Source organism: Chryseobacterium luteum (assembly GCF_000737785.1).
GTDB classification, from domain to species: Bacteria; Bacteroidota; Bacteroidia; order Flavobacteriales; family Weeksellaceae; genus Chryseobacterium; species Chryseobacterium luteum.
This window is the reverse complement of the sequence record NZ_JPRO01000024.1, coordinates 18,390-42,408: the sequence shown is the minus strand read 5'-3', so window position 1 is coordinate 42,408 and position 24,019 is coordinate 18,390. Positions and strand designations below refer to the sequence as shown.

Sequence of the window (24,019 nt, the reverse complement as noted above, 5' to 3'; positions counted from 1 at the left end):
CGGGTTTTAACCCGCCCTGCCTGTAAAATTTTTCCGCCGGCTTTAGCCAAAATCTATATTGCTTTTACCTCGCTATAAATCTTCCGGGTAAAAGGAGTTTCTATATCCATTTCTTTCCCGAAATTTAGAACGGCGCCTGCCAATAATTCGAGTTCGTTATTTTCTTTTCCGGAATTGATGTCAAGCTGCAAAGATGTTGGAGTTTCAAAAGGAAATGTAGCCGCTTTTTCAAATGTTTTCTGAATAATGTCTTCATCCAGAATAATTCTTTTTTTGTCGGCAATCCTTTTAATTTCCTGCATGATTTCAGAAGCTTCTGTTCTCTGGTTTTCATCCGTACATACTGCTCCGATGGAAGAATTATATTTAGCCGTCACCAGCCCGAAACTGGCAATGAAAATATATTTCGTCCAGATATCTGCCAGTGAATCATCTTTAAAATCGAAGTCAATTTTACTTTCTTTTAATACATCCACGATCCAGTCCACATCAGCAGAAAAATGTTCAGGATCCCTTCCAACAATCATCTTTCCGGCTTTTCCTTTATGCTCCACCATCCCTTTCTCTTTGATGTGGGAAGCAACATAAATGCAGGTCGGAAGAATGATATTCCCGGGAATTATTTTCCTTATTCTTTCATATATATCGGCTCCGTTCATCATAGGAAGTAATACTGTGTCTTTGCTGATGATTTCCTTCAGCTGCCTGCAAACATTTTCAAGATCGTATTCTTTTACACAGATCAGGACAAGATCCGGATTTTTCACATCACTGATATGCTGTTCAACAGCATCGGGAAAGGTTTGGTTTACAGAATGTTCGGGCGAGAGAAGAACTAATCCGTTTTCTTTTATCTTTTGATAGGTTTCTCCTCTTGCCACAAAACTAATCTTATATTTTTTGGAGATTTCATTTTCCCGGTTTATTTTAAATCCGAAATAGCCGCCTACTCCACCAAGTCCAAGTACCACAATATGTTTCTTGCTCATCTATTTATTTTTAACAAAGATGAGTCCCAAATTTTGAAATACCACTTGACAAATGAAAAGAAATTATATTTTATTGATTCCTCTCCTGATGCGGCTCAATGAACTGTCTTTAATTCCCAGGTAAGACGCAATGATCTTTAGAGGAACGAACCGGAAAATATCAGGATCTTTTTTCATCAGGTTAAAATACCGTGTAGAAGCCTTCTGGCTGGCCATTTCTATCAGTCTGTCATGAATGCTGTAATAATTAAGGACAAAAAGAAGCCTGCTGAATTCTCTGAATTCCGGGATATTATGAAAGTTATGCTGTACATTTTCTAACCCGGTTTCCCAAAAAGAACAGGCGGTAATGGTCTGGTAGGTTTCCTTTGCAGGCTGCTGTCTGAAGAAGGATAGAAAGTCATTGACAAAGCAGGGCGCTGCATAAATATTGGTGGTGATCTCTTCATTGTCCTCATTCAGAATAAAAGAGCGTACATACCCTTTTTCCAGGAAAAACGTCTTGGTACTAACCTCATCTTTATTCAGCAAAACCTCATTTGCCTTTAGGTCAAAGTGACTGAATGTCTCTGTGATTTTTTCAACCACTTCTTCTTTGATGTCAAATAAAGAATGGAAATAATTATTAATCGGGGACTTATTCATTATAGTAAACACTTCAGTAAGAATTCAAAATTAAGCAAAATCCGGAATAGTTCCTTTATTAATCGGTTTCATCAATAACCCGCATCGACACAATGTTTGCAATAACTTAAAAAAATTAAAGAGATTTGTATTTTCAAATTATTCATCATTTCAAAAATTATCTGTATTGAAAACTCAGCCCGTCATTGCCGTTCTGTTCCCGGGAGATATGGGAACCCAAATAGCAAAAGCCCTTATAAACCATGATTTTAAAGTGATCACTGCAGGAGAAGGAAGATCGGAGCGGACATTACGGAATATAAAAGATTCGGGAATTATTGATACCCGCGCGCTCCAGGACACGGTTGAGCAGGCCGATGTTATCCTTTCTCTTACCAGCCCGGAAGGCAGCCTTAAAATGGCGGAAAGTATTATTTCCTGTCTGAAAAAAACGTCAAACCGACCTCTGTATGTAGATTTAAATTCCAATACTCCTGCCCTTGCCTCCACTATTGAGAAACTATTTTCATCCATAAATAGCCCGTTCGTCAACGGAGCGGTGATGGGAGCCTCCGGAGATGTTCCTGATCATGCTGTTATTGTGGTGAGCGGTATTTACAGACATCTGTTTATTAATCTGCTGGCTTCCGTTTTTAAAATAAAAGATGCCGGTGAAAAAACAGAGGCTGCATCGGCTTACAAACTGTTATTTTCTATGGTGAATAAAGGAATGAATGCTTTATTTTTTGAAACCATGACCGCAGCTGCTCATTTCGGAATCCTGGATGAACTGAATGAAAGCCTTGAGGAGTTTCTTCCCGGCACCTATCAGGACCTTGCGAAAACCACTCCTACCTATCCACAGCATATTCTGAGACGAATCGATGAAATGAAAGGCCTGTCCGAAATGCTGAAAAGTGAAAATCTCCCTAATATCATCGCTTGCGGAACCGCTACAACATTTGAAAGAGTTTCAAAGTCCGGTATTTTTGAAAATGAAAAACCTGAAGGGGTAATAGAAACGTTACAGTATTTTAAAAAACTGCAGTAAATATATCTTTTACTTAAGGCTAAAATTCTTCCCAGCCGTCGTTTTGCGGATCATATTTTGCAAACTCTCTGGTATCGGTGAATTCGGAAGCGGTCATTCCCACTTCAAAAACAGAGCTTTCACTCAGCCCTGCATTGAAATACAGTCCCTTTCCGGTAAGTAAGGCTGTGCCAAAATCTTCATCGGGATGACTGAAATGAAGTCCGGCATCATCTTCTCTTACCAGCTCGTATTCATACTTTGAAAGACGCTCTTTTAATCCCGTAATCTGCTCCTCCGTTAATGGAACAAGATTTTCTTCGCGGTCAAAAAAGCTGTCATCATCGGCCGACTGCTGCTTTTCTTTTGTTTTAATGCTGAATAACTGGATAGTATAGCTCATGAGATTTTGCTGATTATTAATTGACCAATATAATACTTTTACAGGGATCATCCGACCGGAATTTCATAATTGTGATTGATAATAAATCATTCGTTATTTGGATATTTTTTCACCATTTTAAATCCAAATTATTCACATGGTAAAGGTTACATAAGATTAAATTAAAATGGATCACTTAATTTCAATTTTTGTAATTTAATTTTTTCAAATAAAATCATAGCAAAAGTACATTTCTATGGACAACGACTTCTACTGTAAATTTATCAAGCCAGATCAATCATTGGACAGCTTCGTAGAAAACATCGGCATGTTTCATAATCCGGCAGATGAAGCAAAAGAAGCTGTTATTCTGCCTGACGGAAGGGTGGATTTATTTTTTATGAGATCCGGATCCGGCCCCTTCCAGGTTTTTCTTATCGGATTGGAGACAGAACCGGAACAGAGAAGTATTCCGCCTGAAACCATCGCTTTTGCAGTCAGTTTTCGGCCCCTTGCCGTTGAATATATCCTCCATACTTCCATCGCAGATCTGCTCAACAGCGGAAAGAATCTTGCTGACGACTTTTGGGATCTGACTGATCATGACCTTAAAAATCTTGAGATATTTACTGAAAAGGTAACGGAAAAAATAACAAAATTGTTACCAGGATCTGTTGATGAAAGGAAACGTAAACTTTTCGACCTCATCTACTCCTCAAATGGCGAAATGAGCGTGAAAGAGCTGTCAGAAAAAACAGGCTGGAGCAGCAGGCAGATCAACCGCTATTTCAATCAGCAGTTCGGACTTTCTTTAAAAGCCTATTGCAATATTCTGCGCTTCAGGGCTTCTTTAGGACATATTGCGGAAGGCAAGCTGTTTCCGGAACTCAATTTTGCAGATCAGACGCATTTCATCAAAGAAATCAAAAAATTTTCAGGGGTAGCCCCAAAGGAGCTATCCAAAAACAAAAATGACCGATTTATACTATTATCCGTATTGAAACAAAAATAATTTTGCATCAGTAAAATTAATTAAAATGTTAATAGAAAATAAATCAATCGCCATTGTAGGCGGAGGTCCTGGAGGACTGACGCTGGCAAGACTTTTACAGCTTAAAAATGCTCAGGTAAAAGTATATGAAAGAGATCTTAATAAAAATGCACGGGTTCAGGGTTCTCCGCTTGACATGCACGAAGGATCCGGAATGGATGCTCTTAGAAATGCTGATCTTCTGGATGAATTTAAAAAGAATTACCGTCCCGGAGCAGATAAAATGCTGATCGTGAATGAACACGCAGAAATACTATTCACCGACCACGAAACAAAACGTGATGAAGATTTCGGGAATGAAGATTTCCGCCCGGAAATAGACCGTGGTCCGTTAAGAAATATGCTTCTGGATTCTTTAAAACCTGAAACGGTTGTTTGGGACCGTCATTTTATTTCAATGGAAGCCCAAAATGAAGGCTGGCTGCTGCATTTTAAAAATGGACTTTCTGCTTATGCAGATCTTGTGATTGCTGCTGACGGGGCCAATTCCAGGATCCGGCCTTATCTTACAGATCTGAAACCGGTTTATTCAGGTATTTTAATGCTGGAAGGCAATGTATATCATGCAGAGAAAACGGCTCCCCACATCAAAGCGCTGATAAAAGACGGTAAAATAATGGCTTTCGGAAACAATAAAAATCTGCTTTTGGGCCAGAAAGGAAACGGTGATCTTGGATTTTATGCCAGCTTCAGGGCTAATGAAAACTGGGCAGCAGAAAGCGGTCTTGATTTTTCTGATCAAAAAGAAATGCTGAAATGGTTCAAAAAAGAATATGCTGAATGGGGCAGCATCTGGTACGAACTTTTTGAAAATGCTTCCGTGCCTTTCATTCCACGTCCTATTTATTCCATGCCTTTGGATCAGTCATGGGAAACGAAGCCCAATCTCATCCTGCTTGGCGATGCTGCCCATGTCATGCCGCCGTTTGCGGGAGAAGGAGCCAATATGGCAATGCTGGACGCTTTGGAACTGAGTGAATGTCTGACATCGGACCGCTTCACTACTCTGAAGGAAGCCATCAGCCACTATGAAATTCAGATGCGCAAAAGAGCTGCTGAAGCCACAAAAGAATCCCTGGAAAACGGTGACAAGATGCATTCCGAAAAGGCACTGGATAACATGCTGGAATTTTTCACCAGCCATTAAAATCAAATAAAAAATAAATCCTTTTTTCCGGGCATTTCTAAAAATTGGAGACTTCCAGCTCATCAAAGTCTTTGATCTCTGAAAGAGTCATCAGCTTTGTTGTTTTTAATTTTTTCCAGGTATCTTTAAATACTTCGTCACCACTTTCTGCATCTTCATTGACGTTTGTTCTATCCAGCTGTTTTCGGGTTAAAAAATTAATGCTGGTTGTACTGTTCACCCTCGGGCCGGTATTGGAACTGTCATCATAACCAATAAGTTCAAAATCCGATTTTCCATATCTGAAGGTGTAGATCCAGTAGCCATATCTGCCATGGGCATAATGTATGTATAACTTTTCCTTTTCAGCATAAACCTCCAGCTCGGGGGCATAGTAAGCACCGCCCTCTTCGTTTTCTGAGGAGAAGCATCTGTAGTTTTTGGAGGCCAGCTCATACCCGTCATTTTTCTTAAAGAGAATGATCAGGCCACGGCGGTTACGGTCCAGTTTTCCACGGGATTCATCGGTGATGATATTACCGGGATCTACTTTTTTGATGATAAGAATACAGTCCTCTACCCCATCCTTATTCAAATCTCCGGAAGATTGGCTGAAAATTTTATAGCTTTCCGGGATAAAGTCAGAAGGTTTTTTTTTAGTTTCAACTTCCGGTTCGGTCTTTTCAGATCCGGTGACTGAGGTAACATTCGTGGTACTCTTTTCAGTGGGTTCCTGCTTTTTTTCTTCTTTTGAACATCCGGTAATCATAAGAAGGGGAAGGAAAAACAACCATTTCAAATTCAGTATACGGTTTATATTTCTCATAGGACTGATAGGTTAAAACTCAAATGTAAGAAATTCCCTCTATTATTTTTTGTTTCTTTTTCTGAGACATTTTGTTTTTGCTATTCAGTCAGCGAGTAAGCACCTTATCCATTTTAAATCAAAAGAATATTCCGGTAAAAAGTTTTGCATATATTTGAAATCATGGAAAGCATCAATGAGCTTTCCGGCCAGACTCAACATTTTAACGATTAAAAAACAGACATGAAAAAAGTAACAGGAATCGGAGGTATCCTTTTCAAATCAAAAGATCCGGACGCTATGAACGATTGGTACAAAACTCATCTCGGCCTTGAAACAAGCCCTTACGGAACCAGTTTTGAATGGCGTGACAGTGAAGATACGACCAAAAAAGGAATTACCCAGTGGGCTCCTTTTTCGGAAACCACAAACTATTTTGAACCTTCTGCAAAAGATTTTATGATCAATTACAGAGTGGAAAATCTGGAAGCGCTGGCAGAGGAATTGAAAAAGGAAAACGTTACGATTCTGGACACTATTGAAACCTATGATTACGGAAAATTCCTGCATATCCTGGATCTTGAAGGAAACAAGATTCAACTGTGGGAGCCAATTGATTAGCCTTCATTTATGTTTCAATCTGGGAAATCGATCCTACAGAAAATACAAAAAGTCCGGAGTTCCGGACTTTTCTTTTTTTGAATCTTTTGTGGATTTTCTTAATGTAAAGGCTCAATTTGTTTAAATTTCTTTGTTGGAAAATCGCAAAGGCGCAAAGTTTTTTAAACGTATGGATGTTTTAAGGCGCAGGGAAATCAAAGATTTCCAGCAAAAACGCTATAATAAAAAGTGAGAAATTTTATCTCAGATAAAATCTTTGCGCCTGAAAATGTCTTTTATACTATAATTTGCTCCTTTTTGATTGGCCAACTGTATAAAATATAAGTTTAAACAGATTTAATTTATACGAAGGATGCAAAGAAGGAATCAATCTGATCCATTTTCGCTTTTCGATATTTCCTTATTAAAAAAATACCTATTGGGTTACTTTAATCATTGCCCTGGTGATCTGGTCTTCCTTCTCTTTTGAATAGGTGGAATCGAAAGGCTGCATCACATCAAATAAATATTGATAGAAAGGGGCAATTTTCTGTACATTTTCAGACTCCTTTATGGCTTTTTCTTTCCCCATCTGCTGAAGCTCTTTAATGAAAGCGTTGAACTTTTTATCAATCGGCTCTATAGATTTTACAAGGTAAGCATAGGCTTTATCATCCTGACCTAATTTCTTATAAGCGTCTGTAACAGCGGATACCACAAGTGAATATTCCATTGGCTTCACCCTCATCTGCCTGGTTGCCTGCTTTTGAAATGAAGGGGAAAGGCTCATATAATAATCATACTCTTCAAAGATTCCCTTTTTAAGTATTTCTGCCAGCTGAAGTCCTTTTTTCTCCTGTCCTGCAATGATATACCCGGTTACCATAGCGCTTAGTGAACGTGGATCATTGTATTTTTCAGCAGGAATTTCTTTGGAAGCAATATCCAGTATTTCCATGGCTTTAGCTTGCTGTCCGCTTAATGCCAGTGCCGAAGCTGCCCTGCCGGCAGTCATTCTGTAACCCATAATATTGGAGGTCGCTGCTTCATCATAATGGATACTCAGGTCTTTAAAATTCCCCCATCTGAAGTTTTTCACTACATTATATAAAGAATGGGTATCTACTCTTCCCATATCTCCATCTGCGTTCTGAACGGTATGGATAGGAACCAATTTGTAGCTGAACCCTTCAAACTGAAGGTATTCATTAAGATAAAAGATGTTTTCGCTGTCGTAGATCCCTCCTGATGAGAAATTAATAGGTCTCTTCCAGTCGAAATTCGCAAGCATATCCATCATCATCAGGTTGTTTTTATAAAGCGTGTTTCCTTTGTAGGTGATCATGATCTGATTAACTACATTAGGAAGGTCTGACTGGGTAATAATTCCTGCTTTTAAAGCATTTTCTTTGTTTACCGGAAGAATGAATTTGTTTACCGGAAGGATATTGTATTCAGCATATTTTTCTTCTCCAAAATACATTTTCAGAAGCTCATCTTTTTCAGGAGATTTGAACTTCAGAAAACTTACGGCTTCCTTCAGCGTCAGCGAATCCTGTGTAAGGTATTTTCTAAATGCCCCAAAATGGGTGTCAGGAACACCCTGTTCTTTCAACATAGAGAAAACGCCTTGCCAGTCTTCCTTTTTCATCATATAGATCTGATCATTCACTCCATCCCTGTAATCTTCATGGGTCAATTGAGTGGGAATTCCAGTTGCATTGTATGTTTTTCTCTTTACCTGATCAATATACCACGGTGTAGCCAACAGGGTGAAATTGACGGTTTTTACATCATCACGGAACCTCTCAGTCTCCTGGATCGCCCATACAGGGAAAGTATCGTTGTCACCATAAATAAAAATAATATCATCTTTAGACAGTGATTTCAGGAATGAATAGGCATAGTCGCGCGCTGCTGATTTTTTGCTGCGGTCGTGCGGAGTATAATTCTGGAAGCCCATCATAAAAGGTACTCCCAATAAAACCACCCCTAAAGCAATATTAGCTCCATTGGATTTTATTTTAGACTGCACGAACCATAAAATAGCCCCGGCTCCCATTCCTATCCAGATTGCAAATGCATAGAAGGAACCTACCATAGCATAGTCTCTTTCTCTCGGCTCAAAAGGTTTCACCCCTGTATAGAAGATAATTCCGACACCTGTTAAAACAAATAATGAAAGCAGTGCATAGAATCTTCCAAAATCCCTGTTCAACTGGAAAAAGAAACCGATTAGTCCTAAAATCAATGGTAAAAAGAAGAATTTTACCGTACTTTCATTCTTGAATTTCGCCGGCATTTTATCCTGGTTTCCAAGTAAAGCATTGTCTATAAAAGGAATCCCGGAGATCCAGTTTCCTTTTGTGTTTTCCATGTTTCCTTCAAGGTCGTTCTGTCTTCCCACGAAGTTCCACATCAGGTATCTTACGAAATAATATCCATTCTGAAACGTAATGAAATAATCCATATTCTGGGCCAGAGAAGGCTTCTGAACATTGATCAGGTTGTAGGGTTTCACTTTCAGGTAGTCTGCTGCCGTGATGGTTTTGTCTTCATACTTCCCTCTCAGTTCATCAAAAATCTGTTTTGCCTGGGGATTGTCTGCCACATCTTCGTTAGCATAATTGAAGGTAAAATCAGGAGCGCCGTACATGGAGATATAGTTCGCCATGACATCCTTATCCTGGTTGAACATCCTTGGCATCAGGCTGATTTGAGACTTATTGAAAACATAATTGAACCTGTCCCCGGTTTTTCTGTACGTTCCGGTTTTTTCATCCTTTTCGTAGATCTCACCTGTTTTTTTGGTCTTGAAACTTCCGTCTTCATTCTTCTCAATTCCGTTCGCATCAAGGAAGGCGGTATAGTTTTGGCCGTAAATGGTTGGCCAGTCACCGTATTGTTCTCTGTTATAGTAATCCAGCATACCAATAGCTGTGTCAGGATCGTTCAGGTTCATCGGAGGATTAGCATTTGCTCTGACAGGAATCACCATCCAGCATGAAAAACCTATGATCATATATACAACAGATAAGGCTACAGTCTGAAAAACGTTCTTTTTGGCTTTCCTTGCATATTTAATCATGAAATAAGACATTGCAGCCATGAGAATAAATGCAGCAATCGTTCCTGAGTGGAAAGGAAGTCCAAGTCCGTTTACAAAGAATATTTCCAGTCTTCCGAACATTGTCATGATCAATGGGAAAATAATTTTGAAAACAATGATCAGGATTCCCAGTGTAATCGCGTTGGCCCAGATAAAGCTTTTCCAGGTAAATTTGTAATTTTTTGCATAATATACCAGACATACGGCCGGTACTGCAAGCATACACATCATATGAACTCCAATGGAAAGTCCTAATATGAAGAAAATAAGGATGATCCACCTTTCGCTGTCTTTCGCCAGGTATTCGTTTTCCCATTTGGTGATGAGCCAGACAAGCAGTGCCGTAAACATGGAAGCCATGGCATACACCTCTCCTTCTACCGCAGAAAACCAGAATGTGTCCGAGAATGTAAAGCATAGTGCTCCTACAGCTCCTGCAAAAAGAATGGAGATTTCCTGGTGCTTTGTAATTTCATCAAAGTCTTTATTCAAAAGTCTTCTGACAAAATGGGTAATTGTCCAGAACAGAAATAAAATGGTAAATGCGCTGAAGAGTGAAGACATCGCATTGATCACGATGGCATAATTCTGTTCATTTCCCAACGCAAATATACTGGCCACAGCTCCTACAATCTGAAACAAGGCGGCTCCGGGAGCATGCGTTACTTCAAGTTTTACCGCTGAGGAAATATACTCGCCACAATCCCAGAAACTCAGGGAATGTTCCATGGTAGAGAAATAGGTAATCAGTGCGATAGTGAAGATCACCCATCCTAAAACGGTGTTCCATCTTTTAAAAGACCAGTTTTTCATATACTATGTAATTTCAATACATAGTAAGACAACCCACACCGGGGAATTATTACATGGTTATTAAAAAAATTATTAATTCCAATCAGAATAAATACCTAGATTACGGTCCAGACGATTATTCCACTTTGAATTTTTTGTTTTTACAGTCTAAAATAAGCTTATGGTTCAGGAAAAGTTTATTTCCTGTCATTCCCTGCATTCCTGAGCTTTTCATCAAGAGGTTCTGCATCTTTGAAGTTCCTTCTATATAAGTGACTTCCGAAAGCTTAAGGCCGCGGCTTCCAATTCTGATGGTACGATCCGCCGGGGCAGAAATAACAGTTAAAATATTTCCCCAGGAATTTCCTTTTTCTTTTTTAATATTACCGTTTGAAGTTCTGTATTTTTCCCATTCTTCCTTATTGGTAATGAGTTCGTAGCCACTCGTTCCTGAATCGTAAAGCAGCTTCAGCTTTTGATTTTCCACTTCTGAAGGTAACAGTATTTTACGTTTTTTGAATTCAAATGCTTCAAAATCTTTTTCATCCGTATTTTCGATGAATGAACATACTCCGTTTTTAAAATCCAGAACTATAATCCGCTTTTCCAAAAGATCTGTTCCGATGGTTCCAATGATATTATTTGTTTCAGCAGTGTGAAAATTTATGCTGCTGCCATAATCGAGCAATTCAAAACGGTCAGAAGCTATATTCATATTTCCTGTGCTGAACTGCACTGAGATCTGCTTTTCCTGTTTATTAAATTTAATCTGATCCCGAAATTTTTCCTGTATGGATTCCATTGATTTCTTGTAGAACAAAGTGGTTGGTGAGCCGGAATCCAGCTGCATATAGAAGGTCCTGTGAATACCTTTGAGCCTGACAGGAAGAAGAACTGCCGCATGGGAATTTCCTGCGGCAGAATCCCATCGTATCTCTATATTTTGCGCAATACCCAAAACAGCAAGACTGTTTTCCGGCGGTGTAAATTTTTTATCAAAATATAAGTAGCCGCCCAGTAATAAAAGTACAATACATACCGCTACCGATAATGCAATTTTCTTAAAGATTTTCATGCTGACATTTTTCTGCAAGGTTCAGCATTATCATTTGATTTTTCTTCAAAAACCATATGACATCTTTACGACATTTTTACGACAGCATTTATAAAAAACTGTCTTTCAATTTAATACACAAATCACCTCTTGAGTTTAAACAGCTTCCGTTCCTGATGATTACGAACAGTTTAACACAGAGAAAAGCTATTAAAAAGACAAGAAAAAGCGGAATTTTTACAGGTATTGCTTTTTGAATGAACGGACTCATGATCATTAGAATTGAGACAGCAACTGCCAGAATAATCTGAATGCTCACTATATTTTTCCCAAGCTCTTTATTCACCGGATCTTTGGTTTTATAAGTTAAAATCAAGGGGAATATAACTCCCCCAAATGGTATAATGAGCCCCAGCAAGGCAGAAAGATTAATTAATTTTGCCCTGTCAACGGAGGATTTTTCTTCATCTGCAGAGATCAGGTTTCCGGGTTCTGTTTCCAGAATACCGGCAATAGCTTTTAGGGTAAATCCTTTGGGAACAGTTCCTGCTTCAATGCGCTGGACTGTCCGCAACGAAAGGCCGGATCTTTCGGCAAGTTCGGCCTGGGTCATATTCTTCCTCTCTCTTAAAATTTTAACCTTGCTTTTCATTCTGGCTATTAATTTTAATCTTTTTTAGCGGATTTTCACTTTAGTTACTTCTTAATTCGGCCATCTCTTTTACCAGCTTCGGATACATTTTCTGTAACTCTACCCCTCCTTCCGGTTCCCGGTTCATGCTGCGCTCCACACTGTCGTAATCATTTTCGGGATACAATTCGTAGACTGTATCTTTGATGATGGATTCTTCATCTTCATGATTTTGGGCATATGCCTCGTCAGCAACGTAAAGCAGGCCCTCTGCCCAGCAGTCACCAATATTAAAACTGTATTTCCCGTTTACGAACGACTGAATATCAGCTTTTATATCTTCAAAAAACTCTTTTCCTTTCAGCAGAAGCCAGCATCTGAAATAGAGGAATCCGTCATCAGAAAGATAATCATCAAAAACATACACCTCATCTTCCTTCTTAAAATCACATTCAAGAATGAACGAAAGCTCGGCAATTTCAGCTGTATACAGATCACTTAGCTTTTCCTGAAGTGTTTTTTCAAAAAGCACCATTCTCTCTTTTCCAAATTTTGACAAATAATCAGTGAGGTTTTCAATGTGCTCCTCAACATCATATTCGCTCCAGTGGGCTTTTTTATATTTGTTGGATTTTTCAATGGCTTCCCAAAAATAAATATCTGCTTTTTCGGTATCCGAAAGTTCGATCTTTTGAGGAACTTCATCATTTTCATGAATTTCCGTATAGCCTTTTTTGATTTTTTGAGCGATCAGCTTTTCAGATTCCCGAATACACTCTTTTTCGTCTTCATATTCTTTAACTGTTTCCCGGCCTTTAGTTCCGGTTTTGCCAAAAGATATTTTCTGTATGTTCCCGGTTTTTTATTCAATATTCCAGAATTTATCCGACAATTCTTTCTGGTTGATAAAGTTTCTTTTCATAAGAAATTGTGATGGTATTTTTATTAAAGGAAGTGAAACTACAAAAAAAACGCGGAATTTAAAAGCAGAATGTCCTGATGATACAGGTTTTCAATGAATTTTAACTTCATTAATACGATACAAAATGTATGTTTTAAAACGCAAAGTTATATTAGCTGTATATAATTCAGGGACTGCAAAGGCGGAACAATTAAATTTGCCTCCAAATTTTTATAATAATATTCCCAGAATTAATAAGTATTATTCAGCCCTCCATCCAGAGGAATACTGGCTCCTGTAAGATAAGCCGAATATTCTGATGCCAGAAAAGCAGCCAGATGGCCATACTCCTCAGTTTTGCCCAGTCTTTTCATTGGAATTTTATTTTCTCTGGCTCTTTTTATTTCTTCCTGAGATCTGCCTGTCTGCTGGGCTTCATGGCTGATGAGATTCTGAATGCGTTCCGTATCAAAATATCCTGTAAGAATATTATTGACTGTAATCTGATGCTGTGCCACTTCATTGGATAATGTCTTTGCCCAGGCAATTACTGCCGACCGGATGGAATTTGAAAGTGATAAATTATTGATCGGTTCTTTTACAGACAGCGAAGAAACATTGATAATACGCCCGCTTTTCTGCTTTATCATGTGGGGTAAGGCCAGTAATGTTGTTTCACAAACCGTTTTAAAAAGCAGATCAAATGCTTTCTGGTAATCATCGACATTTTTATCCAGTGCCAGTCCCGGTTCCGGCCCATTGGTATTGTTAATCAGAATATCAATGGAGTTATTCCGGAAATATCCGGAAATAATGGTTCTGTATTCTTCAAAGTTAGAAAAATCGGCCACCAGATACTTATGCTTCTGATCAGGATTAATTACGGGTAATGAAGAAACTGCCTTTTTAAGTTTCGCCTCATTTCGGGCTATTATCGTAACGTTGGCTCCGCATTTTGCCAGTTCCAAAGCTATTCCTAATCCTATTCCCTGGGTAGCGGCTCCTACCAAAGCGTTTTTTGAGAAAAGTTGAATATTCATATCTAAATAATTATGCTGATTGATTATAGATAAATGTAACAAAAAAGCTTTACATTCAGGATAATGAATCTTTAATAATTCAGGATTTATGCCTTATTTTACTGAGGAAGTGCGGGAGGCAGCACTCTTTCCGGTTTTGCAGACAAGGTGCGTAAAAATGCTTCCAGCTGAGCAATTTCTTCATCCGTAAGGTCCAGCAGCCTTACAAAACCTGATTTTTCGGAAGTAAGTGTAATACCTTTATGAACGGTTGACCGTTTTTGGGAATATTCAGGATTTCCTTTGCTGTAAAAACTGATCACTTCTGTGAGGGTTGTCATAGACCCGTTATGCATCCAGGGGCCTGTTCTTGCTGCTTCACGAAGTCCGGGCACCCGGAATTTCCCGGCATCTTCCGGATTTTCAGTCACCAGATACCGGCCCAGATCTTCTTCTTTTGATCCTAATAAAGAGGTTCCTACATTTTCAAACTGATTGTTGGAAAAATATCCTGAACTGTGGCAGTTCATACACTGGGCTTTGGTCCGGAAAAGATGCAGCCCCATCAGTTCATCATCGGAATAAACGTCTGCTTTCCCATCAATGAACTGATCGAATTCAGAAGTTCCGCTTCTGACTGTTCTCTCAAAAGCGGCTATTGCTTTGGAAATCCTGTCCTTTGAGACCGCTTTATCTCCAAAAGCTTTTTCAAACAGCAATTCGTATCCTTTGATCTTTGCAATTTTTCCTGCCGCCAGATCAATATGGCCGTTCATTTCCCTTTCATCCCGGATCGGCATTTCCGACTGTTCTTCAAGGGAAGCAGCGCGTCCGTCCCAGAATAAAGACTTCGCATAAGCTACATTCAGGATGCTCATTGCATTTCTGGTGCCAAGCTGCCTGTCGTGTCCGAAAGAGAAGGTCCGGTTATCGCACCAGCCCAATTCGGGATCATGACAGGAAGCGCATGCAATCTGATTGGATTTGGAAAGCCGGGGATCGAAAAAAAGTATTTTCCCCAGCAATGCTTTATCTTCGGAATAAGGATTATCACGCGGGAACTGAATTTCCGGCAGGTGCCCTATTTCGGAAAAGTGAAGTACAGCTTGCGGGTCCAGAATGGGTTTCGGCCATTTTGAAGGGTCCCCGGAAGAATACAATTTCCTCAATTCGGCAAGGAATGAGGATTTCTCCCTGATCTCCTTCTGAACACTATTACTGAAACAGTTATTCAAAAGAGAAACGGTAAGAAATGCAATTAATATCCAGCTCAGGACGTTCTTCATGAATAACAGATTTTGACAAAAATAGGAAATCTGCTAAATAGATTTCAAAATTGATGGAAAAGATTCTGTTTATTTCTGCGGCAAGTATGAGGATCTTCCAAGATTATTTCTGAATTTCCTTATAAAACCGTTCATAAGATTCAACAAGGTCATCTAAGCTGAATCCCCGGTTCAAACCGCTGGTGTTGGGCAGAACCCAGACCCGGCAGCCACAAAAATCTTCAGGCTGCGATCCCCATTGAATTTCTTTTTTTCCTGAAAAGGACCTGTATGCCGCTTTACCGAGAAATACAATATACTCCGGCTGAAATTTCGTCATTTTTGTTTTAAAAAGCTCCAGGGAACCGTCGAATTCTTCTTTTGCAAGCTCATCAGCACGCGATGTTGCTCTTGCTACAGCTGTTGTAAGCCCGTACCCGAAATCCAGAATGTCTGTATCGTTTACAGCTTCTATCTGGTAAGGGGTAAGACCGGATTTATGAAGTACTTTCCAGAAACGGTTACTCTTTCCGGAAAAATGATGCCCTTCTTCAGCAGATTTTAAACCCGGATTAATTCCACAAAAAACAGCGGTAAGGTGTTTGGAGATAATATCTTTTAACATGGATACTGAAATAATTTGATAAGTTCGGTTTAAAGTTTTAGAGCCTGTTTAAATTTTATTCAATAAAATTATGCAGAAATAATTACTAAAGAAACAGATTTCTCTCGCAGATTTCGCGGATGACGCAGATTTATTTCAATTATAAAAACATGCGTAATCTGCCCACTCAGCGAGATTTTAAAAATTTAAGCAGTTTCTTACAGTTTATATCAGCAGCAATATAATATTTATTTTAAATATCCAATGTCCATACCGCTTCTGCCTGACTGTCCATAAAAAAATCAACAAAAAATTAAGTATGGCATGAATATTATTGTATAAGATATAAATACCCCACGATGGAAAATATGTTAAAAAATATGGATCTGATACACCGGTATCTGTCTTTCAGTATAGCAGATCAGTTTTGCCTGGACATTAATCTGGAGGGAGAATATATCTTTACACAGAATATTGTGTCTAAAAAGACCATTATTGCCACTACATATACCCATAAGATTCTGTCTTGCCCTGAGCTGAAAATATTTTTATCGGCACTGATCGCTGAGATTAATAGTGGGAAATGCACTGTTGATCTTATCCGTGAAAGGATCAGGCATTTGGGGGAATTAAGGCAGCAGCCGGCCAGAAGGATTGGTTAGGTACAAACAACCCCTGCACATGATGCAAGGATTGTTTTGTTTACTTTAATATCAGATTTTCGGTTTTCGCAGGAAAAACGATTGATTTAGTTCTGCTCTTTCAAATATTTAGCCACTTTTTCTTCCAAATCGTCCAGATTGAATGGTTTTGCCACGTAATCATCAGCCTGAGCTTCTTCCGCCAGTCTAACGATATCATTATTGGCTGTTACATAAATAACAGGAATTGATCTGAATTCTTCATGGCTTTTCAAAAGCTGCGTTGCCTGCACTCCTCCGATTTTCGGAATCCAGTTATCCATAAGAATAACATCGGGCTGAAACTTGGCAACTTTTTCCAAAATATCGTGAGATGTTTCTGAAATTTCGACCTGATACCCATTCTCTTCAAAAATGATGGTGATTACCTCTAAAATAGCTGTGTCATCATCAAAAATCAAAATTTTCTTTGTATTCATATTTGTTCTGTTAAAATCTTAGGGTTTGTTATATGTATTTTTATAATTCATTGATATAGCCTGCCAGATTATCCGGCTTAATGATTAAATCACAGGCCACCTTCTGCAGAGCGTGTTTAGGCATATAGTCTACCTCTGCGGTCTCCGGTTCCTGGATCCAGACTTTTCCTTTATTTTTCTTGATCAGTTCCAAACCTTCCACTCCATCTGCATTGGCCCCTGAAAGCAGAACGCCCACCAGGTTTTCTCCATATACTTCCGCAGCAGATTTGAAAGTGACATCAATGGATGGCCGTGAATAATTCATCTTCTCCGAAAAATCCAGTGACATCATATGTTTGTTTTCGAACAGCATGTGATAGTCTGCAGGGACAACATACACTTTATTGTTTTGAATTTCTGTCTTATCATCAATTTCCACAACTTCCATGGAAATAAACTGCTGCAGCAAGGTTTGCAGGATATTGGTTGAATAGGCCTTGCGATGGAGTACCAGAACAATAGGAAAATTCAGATCTTCCTTTAATTTTTTCAGCATTCCAAGAATGACCTGCAGGCTTCCTGCAGAACCTCCTATAACGACTAATTCTGTTTTTGTGTTTATTATTTTCATATCAGTGTATTACATATGCTCTGTTTTTTTCCAGATGCGCTGGTCTTCTACCTGATGGTAATTTCTGTCCAGTTTAGAAAATCTAAGGGTTTCTTTTGATCCGAGTGCTAGATAGCCCAGGTTTTCAAGACTGTTATCAAAAAGTCTAAAAACGCGTTCCTGTAATCCTCTGTCGAAATAGATAAGCACATTTCTGCAGATGATCAGCTGAAAACTGTTAAAAGAACTGTCGGAAACCAGGTTATGAGTGGACAAAATCAGTTTTTCCTTCAAACTTTTATCAAATCTTACACTGTCGTAGTTGGCGGTATAATAATCGGAAAAGTCTTTTTTGCCACCGGATAACATGTAATTTTCCGAATAGGTTTTCATCTGCTGCAATGGAAAAACCCCAGACCGCGCAGTTTCCAGAACGGATGGATTGAGATCTGTACCGTAAATAAGTGATTTATGATACAGATTGGCTTCTTTAAGCAGTATGGCCATTGAATAAGCTTCTTCACCCGTAGAGCAGCCTGCCACCCAGATCCTGATGAGGGGATAGGTCCCAAGCTGGGGCAAAATCTTTTCTCTGAGTGCTTTAAAGAAATAGGGATCGCGGAACATTTCTGTCACGTTCACCGTTATTTCTTCTACAAAGCGTTTCAGGTATTCCGGATTATTGAGGATGGTGTACCGCAGCTCTGCAAAGCTGGTAAACCTGTCAATCAGACAGATACGGTTTACCCGGCGTTTAAAAGAAGCCCGGCTGTACTCTGAAAAGTCATAACCGTACATCTCATAAACATCTTTTATCAGGTATTCTACTTCTTCATCTTTTACAATGCTCGGCTCCAGCATTTATAGCAGTTTTTCTATGGCTGTAATCAACTGATCCACATCAATCGGTTTGGATACGTAGTCCTGAGCTCCTGCATCGAGACATTTCTGGCGGTCTTCAGGCATGGCCTGTGCTGTAACGGCGATTATGGGAATACGGCTGACAGCCGGTGTGTTTCTAATGATCTTTACCGCTTCATAACCGTCCATCTCAGGCATCATCATATCCATAAGGATAATGTCTATTTCACTGTCTTTTAATATCTGAAAAGCTAACTGAGCATTCATGGAACTTTCAACCTGGTATCCACGGGATTTCAGGGTTAGTTTGAGTGCAAATATATTGCGTGGATCATCGTCCACAATTAAAACTTTCTTGTTCATCATTTTAACTTTCATATAACCAGACACGCAGCAGGGACAACAGCTGATCGATATCTACGGGTTTGGAGATGTAATCTGAAGCTCCTGCCACGATGCATTTCTCGCGGTCTCCAATCATAGATTTTGCTGTAATGGCAATTATTGGAAGCTTTGTAAAGGCGTGCATCTTTCTGATCTCTTTTATGGTTTCGTAGCCATCCATTTCGGGCATCATCATATCCATTAAAATAACGTCTATATCTTTATGCTCTTTGATCTGCTGGAGGGCATGTTTCCCGTCCATGGCAACAACGACCTCAACTTTATACTTTTCCAGGGCTTTAGTCAAAGAGAAAATATTACGGACATCATCATCGGTAATCAATATTTTTTTACCGCTCAGAACTTCGGTTAATGATCCTAACACTTTGTTTCTTGCTGTTTCAACAGAATTGTTTTTTTCTTCCACCAAATGTAGGAATAAACCTACTTCATCTAAAATTCTTTCGTAGGAATGGGCTGTTTTTACTACAATAGAATCTGCATACTGCTTGATCTTAAGTTCTTCGGATTTGGATAAACTGTGTTCTGTAAAGATAATGATCGGCAGGTTTTCCAGTCCTTCATAACTTTTGATGGATTCAATGATCTGGTATTCATTGCCTTTTGAAGCTTCTACATCCAGGATGACACAATCTACATGGTCTGCAGTTAAAGCTTTAACGCTGTCTTCAACGTTATTTTCTACCGATAAGGAAATATTGAAATTCCCCAGGAAATAGGCCAGCGCACTGGCATGTTTAGCATTGTTTTCTACAATTAAAACCTTTTGGGGAGATTTTTGAAGGGCTTCTTCAATTTTTTTGAAAACATCGGTCATTTTATCGAGGGCCATCGGCTTACTGATGAAATCAATGGCGCCTTTCATTAAGCTTTCTTTTTCAAGCTGCAACACGGACATCATATGAACAGGAATATGTCTGGTCACAGCATTCGATTTAAGTTCACTCATTACCTGCCAACCATCTTTCACAGGAAGCTGAACATCGAGTAAAACAGCCTGCGGATGGTACTGAACGGCTGCGGACAATGCATGATCGCCTCGTACAACCACTACTCCTTTATACTGATTGATGCGGGCATATTTGAGCAAGGCTTTTGCAAAATGAATATCGTCTTCAACAATTAAAATCACCTTATCCTGTGCGGTTATTGTGTCCCGGTCGTCCTCTATAGCTTCCGGAATGGGCAACATTTGTGCAGATAATGCCGGCTGGGTTTCTGTGGCTTCCAAAATATTCTGGATCTTTTCAGCGTCTTCCCGGATGATTTCCACCAAATGCTGGTCTGTTTCAGGCTGAGCTGTTTCAGATACAGCTTTTACAGGAATAACGAGACTGAATTCACTGCCTTCGTCCACTGTGCTTTTCAGGCTCAATTCGCCTCCGAGTAGTCTTGCAATTTCACGGCTTATGGACAGTCCTAATCCTGTACCGCCAAATTTACGGCGCGTGGAACCGTCGGCCTGCTGGAATGCCTCAAAAATGATTGCCTGCTTTTCTTTTGGGATTCCTATTCCGGTATCTTTTACCGTGAAAACAATGAAGTCTTTATTTTTAGTGTCTTTTGATATGTTTAAAGTAATGCTTCCTTCTGTGGTAAATTTCGAAGCATTGGACAAGAGATTACGCAGTACCTGGTCTACTCTAAGCCTGTCAGTCTGGATGCTTTTTTCAACATCACTGTCTATTTGGATATCAAATCTGATTTTCTTTTCCTGAATAACCGGATTAAACATATTTTTCAGATCTTTCACCACATCATCAATCACCACATCCTGGTATTCAAGTGACATTTTACCTGATTCTATTTTGGCAAGATCTAAAATCTCATCAATCAGTGTAAGGAGACTGCTTCCGGAACTCTGAATAACTTTTGCCGATTCTATCTGGTCTTCATTCAGGTTTTCGTCTGGGTTTTCCGCCATCAATCTTGAAAGAAGAAGAATTGAATTCAGCGGTGTCCTCAATTCATGGGACATATTGGCCAGGAATTCGGATTTGTATTTTGTGCTTAAAGCGAGTTCTTCCACTTTTTTCTGGATTTCGCTGTTTCTTTCTGCAATGAGGTGATTTTTCTCTTCGAGCATTCTTGAACGTTCTTCCAGCTCGGCATTAGCCTGCATCAGCTCTTCCTGCTGTACTTTGAGCTCTTCTTCGGATGCCTGTAATTTTTGGGTCTGGGCTTCTAATTCGGTATTGAGGTTTTCCAATTCGGAATGCTGTACCTGCAGCTCTTCTGACTGAGCCTGTGTTTCTTCCAGCAGGTGCTGCTCTTTTTCACGGCTTTTAGCTGCGTTTAAAGCAATTCCGATGTTACGGCTGCATTCAGCGAAATAATTAATCCTGCCTTCATCAAAGTCTGACGTAGAGCCCAGTTCGAGTATACCGATATAGTGACCGTCTGCCTGAATCGGCGACAGTAATATTCCGTTGATTTTAACTTTGCTGCTGGCAAAACTTACAGCAAAATCGTCTTCATTCAGGTTATTGTAAACCTGTATTTTTTCATTGCTAAAAGCCTGGCCAACCATTCCTTCTCCCGGCTCGAAAGTCTTTTTCATAGCACTTTCAAGGCCGAAAGCGGTATTAAGCTTAAGTGTTCCCTCATCATACAGATATAAGGCACCATTGATGCATTTTCCGTATTCTATAAGCTGATTCAGTGACGCATCGGAGATTTCTTTCACGGTTTTATTACCTACCAGAGATTCATTGAGTAAGGCAAGACCTTTCTGGTGCCAGTCATTTTTACTGATACTGTCAAAAGATTTTTTCAGAGAATCGGTCATATGATTCAGAGAATCTACCAGATCTCCGAGATCATCCTGTGAGTTATCTACCGCTTTCTGGCTGTAATCTCCGTTGGCCACCCTGTTTGCTATCTGCCGGATAGCACTTACACGTCTGCTTATTTCAAGATCTTTTGCCAATAATTCTTTTTCAAGTTTCTCTCTCCGGATCAGATCCGCCTTCAGCTTTACATAAAAAAAGATGGTAACTATTATTGCTGTTATTGCCGAGACAATGATAAATATAACGGTAGTACCGGATGAACGGTTGAGATCTTTATTTTTAATTTCGAGCTGGCTTTCTTCGTACTGTACGAAATCACGGACAATCTCACGGCATCTGTCCATGTAGCTTTTGCTCATCAGAATCTGCTGCTGCGTCATGACAATACCGTTCCTTCTGTTTTTAACAAACAGCTTTAAATTGCTCATGTTGCTGTCAACATTTTTTTCCAGATCTTTTAAACGCTGCAACTGGTTTTTATCTGAAATACCAAGAGATTTTGCCCGTTCTATCGCTTTAGAAAATTCGGTTAAGCTTCGGTTGTAAGGTTCCAGGAAGTTTTCTCTTCCGGTAAGCTGATAGCCTCTGCTTCCTGTTTCTGCATCCAGTAAAGCAACGAGAACATCTTTTACAGCAGTGATAGAGCGTCTGCTTTTGGACAGGCTTTCCCGGTGCTCCATCTGGTTCTGTATACTCAGGTAGGAAGCCACCGAACTTGCAATCAGGATCAGTAAAGATAATCCGACCCCAAACTGAAGATTTCTGATTATTTTTTTCGGCATGGGATTAATTTAAAGGTAAGGTGAAATAGAAGGTAGAACCTTCTTCTATTTTGCTGGAAACTCCAATGGTTCCGTGGTGCTGTTTGATGATTTCCGAACAGATAAACAGACCGATTCCCATCCCCTGAAACTGAAGCGAAGATTCTTCTACACGGTAAAATTTGCGAAAAACAGCATCCTGTTTAAAATCGGGAATTCCTATTCCGAAGTCAGTGACACTTACTTTTACTTCCTGCTTTTCTTCGTCTACAAAGGTGGTGACGATAATCTGGTTGTTTTTCGGAGAATATTTAATAGCGTTGGTCAGGAAATTAATCAGAACCTGCTCTATGCGTATTTCATCCAACGGAATCAGGACATCCGGCTTTATACCGTGCCGCTTTATCTTGACATTATTCTCATCATGTGTCTGGATGATGGTTTCAACGGCATTGCTGATCACGTTTTCAAGACTGGTTGGCTTTCTGTTGATTTTAAGCTTACCGTTTTCTATTTTCGAAACGTCCAGCAGATCGGTAATCAGGGTATTGAGTTTTTCTATCTGATCCTGAACCTTGCCCATAAAGCCTGCTTCGGCACTTTGCTTATCTAGTTTCAGCTTACGGTCCAGCAGCTGGACATAAGCTTTTATACTTGTTAAAGGCGTCTTCAGTTCGTGGCTGGCGATACTCAGGAATTCGTCTTTTTCTTTTTCTACTTTTTTCTGGTCGTCGATATCGGTAAAGGTTCCTACCCAGTTTTTCACTACATTTCCGTCGGTCACCGGAGTTATCCGTAAGAGGTGATATCTGTAATCTCCGGAATCCACTTTCTTTATTCTTACTTCCAGTTCCAGCGCTTTATTTCTTTTTCTGCAGCGTTCAAATTCTTCTCTGATATTAAAATCATCGGGATGAACTTCGGGAAAATCCGCATCTGTATCTGAATACTGATACCATTTGCAGTTGACAAATTCTATATTTCCGTCTTCATTGAGTGTAAATGCAATCTGCGGCAGCGATTCGAGCATCAATTGGAAATGGTCGATCTGTGACTTCATGGTCACCTGCGATTCCCGTCTGCCTTTCACCTCCAGCTCCAAACTCTGCTGGGTCTTCTTCATGGCAAGATTCTTCTCCTGAAGACTGTAAAATGTTTTGACTTTCAGCAAAAGAATTTCAGGATCTACGGGTTTTGTGACATAGTCTTTTCCTCCTGAGGCATATCCGCGGGTTATAAATTTCTTTTCGGTATTTACTGCGGATAAAAATATAATGGGTACTTCTTTTGTTTTGCTGTAATCCGCTAATGTTTCTGCTACCTCGAATCCGTCCATTCCCGGCATTTGCACATCTAAAATAATCAGTGCATAATTATTTTTTATTGCTTTTCCTAATGCTTCCTCTCCGGAATTGGCTGTATCTACCTGAAAATCTTTAGATTCCAGCAGTTTTTTTAATGAATAGAGATTGTTTTGGTTATCATCAACAATTAAGATCATAAGAT

At 39.5% G+C, this 24,019-nt stretch carries 22 protein-coding genes and 1 pseudogene; 5 read left to right on the top strand and 18 right to left on the bottom strand.

All coding sequences use genetic code 11. The annotated features are described in order from the left end of the window. Positions 1-53: 53 nt before the first annotated feature. Together IX38_RS19235 and IX38_RS19230 are read right to left on the bottom strand one after the other, a co-directional pair. On the bottom strand, positions 54-989 hold the full coding sequence (locus IX38_RS19235; protein WP_034707579.1) for a ketopantoate reductase family protein: 936 nt from the start codon (positions 987-989) through the stop codon (positions 54-56). Positions 990-1,052: 63 nt separating this feature from the next. Continuing rightward, entirely contained in the window at positions 1,053-1,634 is a 582-nt protein-coding gene (locus IX38_RS19230) for a Crp/Fnr family transcriptional regulator (protein ID WP_034707577.1), read from the bottom strand. 166 nt (positions 1,635-1,800) lie between these two features. Here IX38_RS19230 and IX38_RS19225 point away from each other — a divergent pair, with 166 nt between their 5' ends. Continuing rightward, positions 1,801-2,664, top strand: a complete 864-nt coding sequence (locus IX38_RS19225; RefSeq protein ID WP_034707575.1) for a DUF1932 domain-containing protein — start codon at positions 1,801-1,803, stop codon at positions 2,662-2,664. 19 nt (positions 2,665-2,683) lie between these two features. Here IX38_RS19225 and IX38_RS19220 read toward each other — a convergent pair whose 3' ends face one another. Further along, positions 2,684-3,046 carry a hypothetical protein gene (locus IX38_RS19220; protein ID WP_034707624.1) on the bottom strand — a complete coding sequence of 121 codons (363 nt, stop codon included), beginning with the start codon at positions 3,044-3,046 and terminating at the stop codon, positions 2,684-2,686. A gap of 235 nt (positions 3,047-3,281) precedes the next feature. On the opposite strand from IX38_RS19220, the gene IX38_RS19215 reads away from it, so the two are divergent. Next, positions 3,282-4,037: a helix-turn-helix domain-containing protein gene (locus tag IX38_RS19215; protein WP_034707573.1), complete on the top strand. Its 756-nt coding sequence runs from the start codon at positions 3,282-3,284 to the stop codon at positions 4,035-4,037. Positions 4,038-4,062: 25 nt separating this feature from the next. Further along, the gene (locus tag IX38_RS19210; protein WP_034707572.1) at positions 4,063-5,223 is read left to right on the top strand and encodes an FAD-dependent oxidoreductase; all 1,161 of its coding nucleotides are present in this window, start codon (positions 4,063-4,065) and stop codon (positions 5,221-5,223) included. A 37-nt stretch (positions 5,224-5,260) separates the two neighbouring features. Here IX38_RS19210 and IX38_RS19205 read toward each other — a convergent pair whose 3' ends face one another. Continuing rightward, complete coding sequence (locus IX38_RS19205) at positions 5,261-6,028, bottom strand: hypothetical protein (protein WP_034707569.1); 768 nt, start codon at positions 6,026-6,028, stop codon at positions 5,261-5,263. Between the two features lie 222 nt (positions 6,029-6,250). On the opposite strand from IX38_RS19205, the gene IX38_RS19200 reads away from it, so the two are divergent. Continuing rightward, on the top strand, positions 6,251-6,628 hold the full coding sequence (locus tag IX38_RS19200; RefSeq protein WP_034707568.1) for a VOC family protein: 378 nt from the start codon (positions 6,251-6,253) through the stop codon (positions 6,626-6,628). A gap of 415 nt (positions 6,629-7,043) precedes the next feature. Here IX38_RS19200 and IX38_RS19195 read toward each other — a convergent pair whose 3' ends face one another. From IX38_RS19195 to mug, 8 genes and pseudogenes are all read right to left on the bottom strand, one after another. After that, the gene (locus IX38_RS19195; protein ID WP_034707566.1) at positions 7,044-10,529 is read right to left on the bottom strand and encodes a glycosyltransferase family 117 protein; all 3,486 of its coding nucleotides are present in this window, start codon (positions 10,527-10,529) and stop codon (positions 7,044-7,046) included. A gap of 115 nt (positions 10,530-10,644) precedes the next feature. Continuing rightward, on the bottom strand, positions 10,645-11,583 hold the full coding sequence (locus IX38_RS19190) for a hypothetical protein (RefSeq protein ID WP_034707623.1): 939 nt from the start codon (positions 11,581-11,583) through the stop codon (positions 10,645-10,647). Between the two features lie 88 nt (positions 11,584-11,671). Next, positions 11,672-12,214, bottom strand: coding sequence for a helix-turn-helix domain-containing protein (locus IX38_RS19185; RefSeq protein ID WP_034707564.1), 543 nt, complete (start codon positions 12,212-12,214; stop codon positions 11,672-11,674). Between the two features lie 40 nt (positions 12,215-12,254). Further along, a complete protein-coding gene (locus tag IX38_RS19180; protein WP_228378010.1) occupies positions 12,255-12,833 on the bottom strand; it encodes a DUF4240 domain-containing protein in 579 nt (192 codons plus the stop codon). A gap of 81 nt (positions 12,834-12,914) precedes the next feature. Continuing rightward, positions 12,915-13,034 (bottom strand): annotated as a pseudogene (locus IX38_RS23265) (WGR domain-containing protein); the annotation flags it as partial. 311 nt (positions 13,035-13,345) lie between these two features. Further along, positions 13,346-14,134 (bottom strand): SDR family oxidoreductase, encoded by a 789-nt coding sequence (locus IX38_RS19175; RefSeq protein WP_034707562.1) that lies wholly within the window; start codon positions 14,132-14,134, stop codon positions 13,346-13,348. Between the two features lie 98 nt (positions 14,135-14,232). Then, positions 14,233-15,399 (bottom strand): cytochrome-c peroxidase, encoded by a 1,167-nt coding sequence (locus IX38_RS19170; protein WP_034707560.1) that lies wholly within the window; start codon positions 15,397-15,399, stop codon positions 14,233-14,235. Positions 15,400-15,502: 103 nt separating this feature from the next. Further along, positions 15,503-16,003 carry a G/U mismatch-specific DNA glycosylase gene (gene mug, locus IX38_RS19165; protein WP_034707559.1) on the bottom strand — a complete coding sequence of 167 codons (501 nt, stop codon included), beginning with the start codon at positions 16,001-16,003 and terminating at the stop codon, positions 15,503-15,505. Between the two features lie 338 nt (positions 16,004-16,341). Here mug and IX38_RS19160 point away from each other — a divergent pair, with 338 nt between their 5' ends. Continuing rightward, positions 16,342-16,644, top strand: a complete 303-nt coding sequence (locus IX38_RS19160) for a hypothetical protein (protein ID WP_034707557.1) — start codon at positions 16,342-16,344, stop codon at positions 16,642-16,644. An 86-nt stretch (positions 16,645-16,730) separates the two neighbouring features. Here the strand turns inward: IX38_RS19160 and IX38_RS19155 are convergent, their stop codons facing one another. From IX38_RS19155 to IX38_RS19130, 6 genes are read right to left on the bottom strand one after another with little or no spacing between them, the layout of a single operon-like run. Further along, a complete protein-coding gene (locus IX38_RS19155) occupies positions 16,731-17,102 on the bottom strand; it encodes a response regulator (RefSeq protein WP_034707556.1) in 372 nt (123 codons plus the stop codon). Between the two features lie 40 nt (positions 17,103-17,142). Beyond that, a complete protein-coding gene (locus IX38_RS19150) occupies positions 17,143-17,715 on the bottom strand; it encodes a chemotaxis protein CheB (protein WP_034707555.1) in 573 nt (190 codons plus the stop codon). Between the two features lie 9 nt (positions 17,716-17,724). Continuing rightward, complete coding sequence (locus IX38_RS19145) at positions 17,725-18,555, bottom strand: CheR family methyltransferase (protein ID WP_034707554.1); 831 nt, start codon at positions 18,553-18,555, stop codon at positions 17,725-17,727. Then, on the bottom strand, positions 18,556-18,921 hold the full coding sequence (locus tag IX38_RS19140) for a response regulator (RefSeq protein WP_034707622.1): 366 nt from the start codon (positions 18,919-18,921) through the stop codon (positions 18,556-18,558). A 1-nt stretch (position 18,922) separates the two neighbouring features. Then, positions 18,923-22,534, bottom strand: coding sequence for a response regulator (locus IX38_RS19135; RefSeq protein ID WP_034707553.1), 3,612 nt, complete (start codon positions 22,532-22,534; stop codon positions 18,923-18,925). 4 nt (positions 22,535-22,538) lie between these two features. Further along, positions 22,539-24,014: a hybrid sensor histidine kinase/response regulator gene (locus tag IX38_RS19130; protein WP_034707552.1), complete on the bottom strand. Its 1,476-nt coding sequence runs from the start codon at positions 24,012-24,014 to the stop codon at positions 22,539-22,541. Positions 24,015-24,019 lie beyond the last annotated feature (5 nt).